Below are 8,329 nucleotides of genomic sequence, written 5' to 3'. Positions count from 1 at the left end.
CTCAACCTGTGTTCGCGCCACCTTCAGGTCGCGCACGACTGGGTGGCTCGGGACAGCGGTGTGACCGACGCGTTGCCGACCCCGTGCCTGGCCTGCGGCTCCCGTCTGGGGGTCCGCTATCCGTCCGGCTGGCTGTGCGGCGTCTGCGAGTGGCGGGTGGGCGACATCCCCGACGGTGAGATCGTCGCGCCGCGCGTCGACGTCGTCTATTATCTCCGCTTCGAGGATCGGATAAAGATCGGCACGTCGGTGAATCCCCGCCAGCGGTTCGCCGGCATCCGTCACGACGAACTTCTCGCTTTCGAACGAGGCAACCGGCAGACCGAGCAGAGACGGCACGCACAGTTCGCCGCACACCGGCTCGACCGCAGCGAATGGTTCGCGGCCCATGACGAGATCCTTGCGCACATCGAAGTCCTCCGGGCGGGCATCGATGACCCTTGGGCGCAGTATGCACTGTGGCGGAGCCAGCAGGCGGCGCTGCACGGCTGACGGTACAAGTTGGGGGCGGGCCAGGAGTCGGAGGTGCGCCGCGAGCGGTCATTCGACCCGGGATTTCCATGCCCGTTCCGCTCTCGATGTCGGGGAACAGCCGGTTGACTTCAGGAGAGGGAGCGAGAAATATTGCGGTCACGCGGGGAACTCAGTTGAAGGGTGCAACCATGGCGATCATGAGCAGTGAAACCGACATGTCCACCGAGAAGCAGACCCTCGAGACACGTCAGGCCGTCATGGTGAAGATAGCGATCGTTCTGAGCGTCCTCGCATTGATCGTCAGCGGTGTATCGCTCGGCGGATGGGCGCAGGCGGTAGGGGAACGGCAACAGATCGAGACCCGCTTGGCCTGCCTGGAGCTTCCAGGGCCGAACGACTGCGGGCAAGACGGCCGGTAAGCGATATGACTGCCGGCGAGGTCGGCCCGTGTAACGACGGATTGCGCGGGTGAACCATCATGAAGTCGCCCGAGGACGAAGGACCGTCAGAATCTCACGGAGCTGAGGAACGCCTCCGTCAGCACCTGCAGGCCCGACTGCCGGCGGACGAGGTCGATGAAGTCCTGCGGAACCTGCAACTCGAGCCTGAATTGCATGAGGTGCCTGGCGAGGAGTCACCGACGTCGGACGATCCCGCCAAAGCCGAGCGCGATGGTGCGCAGGCCGACGGCGCTACCTCTGCGGCGAATAGAGAGACGGACTAGGCGGACCGCCGACTGGTCGGCCTGCCTCGTTGAAGGAGTGGTGAACATGAGAAGCGCTGAAGACGAATCCGGCACGCGAAATGATGTCATCGACTCGGAGACGGGGGTGCCCGCGCGGCCGCCGGGGGGAAAGCCGATGCTGCGTCTGCTCCAGCACCTGAAGAGTCAAGGCCTGGACTCGTTGATGCAAGACGCTGTCGTCGCCATCGTCGAGGAGGAGCACGCGTCAGAGGTGTTTGCCGTCGCCGAACGCTTCGCCGTTGCACCGGCGCACACCGGCGAGTCGACTCTGTCGACGAGCGCTGCACGCCCAGCGCCGACGGACGCGGAAAATGCTTCCGCGACGCGAAATTCGCTGGCGGATGCCTATCGAGAAGCAGCGGCAACCATGGGCCCGCCGACCGGACCCGGACCGCGGTGGCAGTCCATCGGTCCGCACACGATCACGAATGGTCAAACGTACGGCAACTCGCGGATCAACGTGTCCGGACGCCTCTCCGCCGTCGCCGTCGACCCGGCCCAGCCGACACACGTCCTGGCCGGGTCTGCCAACGGCGGCGTGTGGGAGAGCCGCGATGCCGGGGCCTCATGGCTTCCTCGGACCGACTACCAAACCACGCTGTCAGTCGGTGCACTGGCGTTCGATCCGAACAACGGTTCCATCGCGTACTGCGGCACCGGCGAAGGCGCATGGTGGGGATACACGTACCTCGGCAACGGGATCCTGCGCTCAACCGACGGCGGTACCACCTGGATGTCGCTGTGCACCGCCCCGTTCGTCGGGCAAGGCTTCTTCCAACTCGTGGTCGACCGCACAGACGGCCAGCGCCTGTACGCGGCGACAACCGGGGGGCTGTACGTCTCGTCCGACGGAGGTTCTACCTGGACGCAACGGCGCTCGAGCACCTGCTGGGGGGTATCGGTGGACCCAGCAGGAACCGAGGTGCTGGCGGCATGCCGCGACGGCTTGTTCAGTTCCACCGACGACGGCACGACCTGGACAGCGGTTGCGTTGCCAGGCGCACCGGCCAACTTCTTCCGATTCGCAGTCTCCATCGCGCCGTCGAACGCCGCGGTTGCCTACGCGTGGGGCGCCAGATTGAACAACGATCAGTCGGTCACAACCCTCCTGTGGCGGCGCAACGCCGGAGCGTGGAATATCGTCGCCCCACCAGCTGACGTGAACGGTGGACAGGCCTGGTACGACTGGTACGTCGCCGCTGCGCCGGATCGCGACACACAGGTGTATCTCGGCGCCATCGATCTCCATCGCGGCGATCTCGCGAATGCCAACTGGACCTGGACAAACCTGTCGTCAAGACAGATCGGCGACTCGATACACCCTGACCAGCAATCAATCGCCTTCGCCCCGGGGCTGCCCGACACCGTTTACGCAGGCAATGACGGCGGACTGTTTCGGAGCCCGGACCGGGGGGTCACCTGGGTCTCGTGCAATAACGGGCTTGTCATCAGCGAGTTCGAATACATCGCACAAGACATCGGGACCTCCCGACTTGTGATCGGCGGCACCCAGGACAACGGGACCAACCGCTGGCTCGGCCTGTCGTCCTGGGAGCACGTAGGAGACGCTGACGGCGGCGATTGTGGTGTGAACCGGGGTCTCCCCACCACCATGGTGCACACCAGACAGAACGGGACGATGTTGCGCTCGACCACAGGTGGAGCCCTCAACACGTGGAACTTCGTGACGCCGCCGCGGCCCTCAGGGGAGGCGCCTGGACTGTTCTACGTACCGGTGGAATACAGTGCCGCGGTCGGTGACACCGTTGCACTGGGCGGTCTTGCGCTGTACGTCTCGCGCGACAACGCCACCAACTGGACTCGTCTCGCTTATCCGGCGGCTGGCACCGCCAGCGCGCTTCACCTACCGGATCCCGACACCGTTGTCGTTGGTCTCACCGACGGGCGGGTGTTGCGCAGCCGATTCTCGGATGGCGACTGGTCCGCTCTGACTGCGCTCGCCGTGCCGAGGGCCGCTTGGATCAGCGACCTGTACGCCACTCCCGGCGCCGGTGACCGCCTTTGGGTGACCTCGAGCGCGGTCAACGGGGGCCGGGTGTTTCGATCTGACGACAGCGGATCGACATGGACAGACCGCACCGCCGGTCTCCCGAACCTTCCGATCACCGCCATCGCCGTCGACGACACCAATCCGAACCGCGTGTGGGTCGGCGCCGACCTGGGGGTCTATCAAAGCTCCGACGGTGGCGTGACATGGGCGGCTTACTCCAACGGGTTGCCTACGGCTTACGTCGGGGATCTGATCTTTCATCCGCACGCTCGCGTTCTGCGCGCCGGGACACGTAATCGGGGCGTCTGGCAGATACCGGTCGACGGTTGGCAGACCGACCCTCGATGCGGCACGCAGTGGACGGGCGCGCTCGCCGCACGCGAGACCAAACGATGGTTCACCTTCCGATGGCCGGCGACCTGGCACGTGGTGTGGACTGTCATGCCGACAACCCCCAGCCCTGGTGCCCCACAAGTGACGTGGAATGTACAGGTCGAACGGGCCAGTGCGGAGTACGTGACGTATTGGATCAGCGTTACAAATCTGACAGGCGTCCCCATCACGTTCGAGGGTCGATACGCCGTGCTCAGCCGATATTAGGAGGCCCTTGTGTATACCAACGTACAATTCACCGGATCCCTTGCCGCCCAACAAACGAAACGGTGGTTCACCTTCGGCTGGTCGGCTGCCAGTCATGTGGTCTGGTACATGGTGCCGACCTCGCCGCAGGTCGGCAGCCCTCAAATCGAATGGGACGTTGCGGTTGAACGGGCCGACGGGAATCGATGCACCTATTGGATCACGGTCAAGAACCTGACCGCACAGGCCGTCACCTTCGAGGGCAGGTACGCCGTCCTCAATTGAGCACCCAGCCAGGCAGTTAGGAGCCGAAAATGCGCATTGTCATCACAGTCGAAGACGATCAGCCTTCACCGCCCGCCACGACCGCATCCGTGTCAGACACACCGACCGAGAACGCTGGAGTCGCCCCAGATACGGCGACCGTTGCCGCATCCGCCAACCAGGCACCCACCAGTTCATTCCGAAGCGAACTCACGGAGAGCGCGACCTCTGCCGGACCGGCCCCGGACTCGCCCAGCACAAACGAACCGATGTTCTCGCAGGAGTTCGCGACAACGACGCGGACAGCTCCGGCTGATTCCGAACCGTCGACCGACGAGTCGGCCGGACCTGCACCTCACTTCGGATTTGCCGATACGCCGACGCGCGGTCCCGACCACGCCGGCTTCAGCAGGTCGATGTAGACCAGTTCGTTTCGAGACGACTGCCTTTTCCTTGAGGCTGCTGACGTGAGGTCTCTCCTGACCGGCAGCTCCGCTCGTTACGAATCGGCGAAACGTGCCCTGGCTCGCCTCACGGGCAATGGCGATCCTGCCCGTTGACAGATGCCGCCCCATCGATTAGAACCATTACCAATGCATCGCCGAGCGCACTTTCAAGACCGCCTCCTGCAGGCGCACTGGTCTGGGCAAAAGGTCCGAAAATTTCATTATTGGCGCTGTCAGGGGCATCGTCGAGAACCTGAGTAACCAGATCGGACGCATCCGGCGACGGGCGCGCTCAGCACAATCGAAAGGACTGACATGCGCAAACGATTTTTGGCAGCAGTGGCTTCACTCGGTTTGGTAGCGGGCGCCGTGGCCTTACCCACGGCCGCGACGGCCGCGACTTCCGACTCGCCCACGAACTTCCTGCCCTTCTCTTTCACCCGCCTGACCGGCGCCGCGGAGGTGCCAGGTCCCGGCGACCCGGACGGTCGCGGCTTCGCCTTCGTCAGATGGGACACTGACAACGGAACGATCTGTTACAACCTCTTCGTCCGACGGATCGCACCGGCGACTGCGGCGCACATCCACGTCGGCGATGAGAACACGGCGGGTCCCGTCGTACAAGGGCTGGAAGCCCCAACCGACGGCTATTCGGCTGGCTGTGTGGACAACGACGCGCTCGCTGACGCGCTCGACGCCAACCCGGACAATTACTACATCAACGTGCACAATGCCGACTACCCGGCCGGGGCGGTGCGCGGACAGCTCCACTGACGTCTACCGCTTCGAGCCGACGGGTGGAACCAGTACGACGAATCGAGCCGACCCGCAACATTCGACGAGTCTGGCTACCGCTTCGAGCGTACTCGACTCTCATTGCGCCGACTGCGCGCGTCCAGGAACGCGCGCAGTCGGAGTTCGTCGCCCAGAGACTCTTGAGCGCCCCGGCGATGAACGAGGCCGGTGAAGCTCGTGGCAGCGCGGCTCGACGCTTGCCAATGCCGCTACGGTTGGCGGAGTCTTACCCGCCTCAACCGGCGGGCTCGCAGAGGAGAGCCAGTGAACATCCACGACAGCATCACAATCAACGCCGACCGTAAACGCGTGTTCGAGGTGTTCTGCGACTTGGACAACGCCGCCGCCAACATCGGCGGCATCACCAAAGTCGAGGTGCTCGCGGGCCCATCCCAGTTGAACGTCGGCACCCGATGGCGGGAGACACGCACGATGTTCGGGAAAGAGGCGACCGAGGAGATGTGGGTCACCGGGTATGAGCAGGATGTCTCGTACGTCGCAGAGGCGGATTCGCGTGGCGCCCACTATCGCAGCGAGTACCGCTTCACGCCGGAAGGCAGCGGCACCCGCATCGACATGAGGTTCGTGGGAACCCCGAACACCTTGGGCGCGCGCCTTGCCGGAGTTCTCGGCGCGTTGTTCGCCGGTGCAGCCAAGAAGGCACTGCACCAAGACCTGGTCGATTTGAAGCGGGCCTGCGAAGCGGTGTGAGCTCAACCGAAGATCGGCGATGTCAGGCAAGCCAAATAAAGTCGCGAGCGCTGGCCGCGGTCGTGGCTGATAGGTTCTCACATGTCGTTACGGCGGGTAGAGACAAACCAGAAGCGTCAGCTGGGGCCTGCTTCCTGGCGAGTCGGGACTGTGGGACTCCTACCGAGGAGGACCTCTGATGCGCAGGGTGACCTCCGTTCTTCCCGCAGCGCAAGCGCCGGGTGGATCTCGAACTCGTCGAGAGCCGCGGCTTCACCTCGGGAGTCGTCTACCTCCGCTACCGCGTGGCGCGCTCGCTGTAATCGGCCAGGCTCCGCCCTCCGCCGGTCAGGGGGATTCAGATTCGACTCCCCCAGCCCTACGCTGGATGAAACGAAGCGAAGACGCCTTCACCGCAAGCCATGCCGACCAGCACACCGATCCGCCGCGATCCTTCACTCGGCCCCGTAACAATCGCCACAGGAGAAACGTATGGCTGCCAAACGCAACCCGCTCGACGACCTGCGCGAAACGCTTGGCCATCTGGCCGAGCAGCTCAAGCTGCCTGGTTCGGAGCGGGTGGATGATCTGGTGGGTGATCTCTTTGGTGGGCGACCCGGGCCGGCACGACCGCTCTCAGAGGTGCAAGCCGAGCTCGACGCGCTGGTCGGCCTGGAGACCGTGAAAGAACAGGTGCAGGCGCTCGTCGCATTACTTCAGGTCCAGGCCCGCCGCAAGGAGCACGGCCTTCCGGAGGTGGCAACATCACAGCATCTGGTGTTCCTCGGAAACCCGGGCACCGGTAAAACCACCGTGGCGCGGCTCCTGGCCGAGATGTATCGCGCGGTCGGCCTGCTACAAAAGGGACATCTGGTCGAGGTCGATCGGTCGGGCCTGGTCGGGCAGTATGTCGGCGCGACCGCGATCAAGACGGACAGGGTGATCCGGCGGGCGTTGGACGGCGTCTTGTTCATTGACGAGGCCTACGCTCTGGCCCCGGAGGACGGCCGGATGGACTTCGGGCCCGAGGCGATCGAGGTCCTGCTCAAGCGAATGGAGGATCACCGCCACCGCCTGGTGGTGATCGTGGCTGGCTATCCGCGGCTGATGGAGTCGTTCCTGCTCTCGAACCCCGGTCTCCGCTCCCGGTTCGCGCGAGAGATCACCTTCCCTGACTATTCGCTCGACGCCCTCGAGGCGATTTTCAACCGAATGCTGGCCCAGCACGAATACACACTGGAGCCGGGCGCGGAGCAGATGCTGCGCCGCATTCTCGCCGGCCTTCACTCCGGCGAGGACTCCGGAAACGCGCGCTTTGCCCGCACGCTGTTTGAGCAGGCGCTGAATCGCCAGGCGCTGAGGCTGTCACTTGACGAGGACCGGAGTCTCGACGCGCTCGACCGTGACGACGTCATGACGCTCACCACGGACGACATCGAGGAGGCAGCGCGAGCTCTGGGCGAGGGACCAGCTCCGGAGCCCGAACCGTCACGATGGTGGCGCTGGCTGACCTGACTGAATGCTGGGGTGGATCACGCCCGCCTCGGCGGTTTCTGTCCCGGGGAGGGTCGGGTCTGGCAGCGCCTCATCGGCAGGCGTGAGCGTGACGTCGGCCTCCACATCAGTTGTGTCCTCGCCAGTTCTCTTGGTGGCGGCGCCACCGGCAGCGGCAGCAGCAGCAGCGATTCCGACGCCCGCGGCGACCTTGCCCGAGATTCCCGCATTGCCGCTGTCACCACGTGAATCGGCGGCGGTCTCAATGCCGGGCTCATCGGCGGAGGTTACCGGTTCCTACCGATCCCCGCCACGCTCCGGTGGCATAGCCCTCGGATTCGATGAAGGCCTTGAATCGGTCCAGATCGCCCTCGGCCTGTTTCTCTACGACGTTCAGCTTGTCGCCGATTTTCTCAACCAGGCCCTCGGGCTCGTACTCGAGGACGAGATGCACCTGAGCCTGTCCGCCTCCGACGTCCTCACAGGTCACCGACCCTGCGTTGGTCGCCCCCCTCTGTCGCAGCCCACGACACCTTCTTGTCCGGCACTGCTCCAGGATTTTTGCGTTCCATTGCCGGCGGACACCGGCAATTTCCGCGACCCATTTCACGGTCTCATCATCCAGCTGAGTGACGGACTTGATGCCGCTCATGAAGTGCGGGAACTCTTCAAACTGGGTCCACTGGTTGTACGCGATGCTGAGCGGGACGTTAACGAGGATGCTTTTTTCAACCTTCGTGCTCATGGCGTCTCCTTCTATAGTGTGTGGTCGTGGGCGGTCGCGCCCCCCCCCACAACAAAAAAATAGGGCAAAAAAAAACCGGGGTCCCG

General features: G+C 64.2%; 10 protein-coding genes. 9 read left to right on the top strand and 1 reads right to left on the bottom strand.

Going from position 1 to position 8,329, the window contains the following annotated elements; all coding sequences use genetic code 11:
* The 9 genes from ACLQ62_RS05130 to ACLQ62_RS05090 all read left to right on the top strand — a co-directional run.
* Nucleotides 1-492: GIY-YIG nuclease family protein (locus tag ACLQ62_RS05130; RefSeq protein ID WP_411720589.1), on the top strand; the 492-nt coding region annotated here is incomplete at its 5' end.
* 179 nt (nucleotides 493-671) lie between these two features.
* Nucleotides 672-893 (top strand): hypothetical protein, encoded by a 222-nt coding sequence (locus ACLQ62_RS05125; protein WP_411720588.1) that lies wholly within the window; start codon nucleotides 672-674, stop codon nucleotides 891-893.
* Between the two features lie 351 nt (nucleotides 894-1,244).
* On the top strand, nucleotides 1,245-3,830 hold the full coding sequence (locus ACLQ62_RS05120; RefSeq protein WP_411720587.1) for a WD40/YVTN/BNR-like repeat-containing protein: 2,586 nt from the start codon (nucleotides 1,245-1,247) through the stop codon (nucleotides 3,828-3,830).
* Between the two features lie 9 nt (nucleotides 3,831-3,839).
* Nucleotides 3,840-4,094: a hypothetical protein gene (locus tag ACLQ62_RS05115; protein WP_411720586.1), complete on the top strand. Its 255-nt coding sequence runs from the start codon at nucleotides 3,840-3,842 to the stop codon at nucleotides 4,092-4,094.
* 29 nt (nucleotides 4,095-4,123) lie between these two features.
* Nucleotides 4,124-4,495: a hypothetical protein gene (locus ACLQ62_RS05110; protein ID WP_411720585.1), complete on the top strand. Its 372-nt coding sequence runs from the start codon at nucleotides 4,124-4,126 to the stop codon at nucleotides 4,493-4,495.
* 339 nt (nucleotides 4,496-4,834) lie between these two features.
* Entirely contained in the window at nucleotides 4,835-5,293 is a 459-nt protein-coding gene (locus ACLQ62_RS05105; protein WP_411720584.1) for a CHRD domain-containing protein, read from the top strand.
* A gap of 285 nt (nucleotides 5,294-5,578) precedes the next feature.
* On the top strand, nucleotides 5,579-6,025 hold the full coding sequence (locus ACLQ62_RS05100; RefSeq protein ID WP_411720583.1) for an SRPBCC family protein: 447 nt from the start codon (nucleotides 5,579-5,581) through the stop codon (nucleotides 6,023-6,025).
* 471 nt (nucleotides 6,026-6,496) lie between these two features.
* Complete coding sequence (locus ACLQ62_RS05095) at nucleotides 6,497-7,519, top strand: AAA family ATPase (RefSeq protein WP_411720582.1); 1,023 nt, start codon at nucleotides 6,497-6,499, stop codon at nucleotides 7,517-7,519.
* A gap of 12 nt (nucleotides 7,520-7,531) precedes the next feature.
* Complete coding sequence (locus ACLQ62_RS05090) at nucleotides 7,532-7,747, top strand: hypothetical protein (RefSeq protein WP_411720581.1); 216 nt, start codon at nucleotides 7,532-7,534, stop codon at nucleotides 7,745-7,747.
* A gap of 25 nt (nucleotides 7,748-7,772) precedes the next feature.
* Here ACLQ62_RS05090 and ACLQ62_RS05085 read toward each other — a convergent pair whose 3' ends face one another.
* On the bottom strand, nucleotides 7,773-8,243 hold the full coding sequence (locus tag ACLQ62_RS05085; RefSeq protein WP_411720580.1) for an SRPBCC family protein: 471 nt from the start codon (nucleotides 8,241-8,243) through the stop codon (nucleotides 7,773-7,775).
* Between the last annotated feature and the right edge of the window lie 86 nt (nucleotides 8,244-8,329).

Origin of the sequence: Mycetocola sp. (assembly GCF_046716805.1) — a bacterium.
In the GTDB taxonomy this organism is placed as follows: Bacteria; Actinomycetota; Actinomycetes; order Actinomycetales; family Microbacteriaceae; genus Mycetocola_A.
Note: the sequence above shows the minus strand (reverse complement) of the source record. Positions and strands in the feature narration are given on the sequence as shown.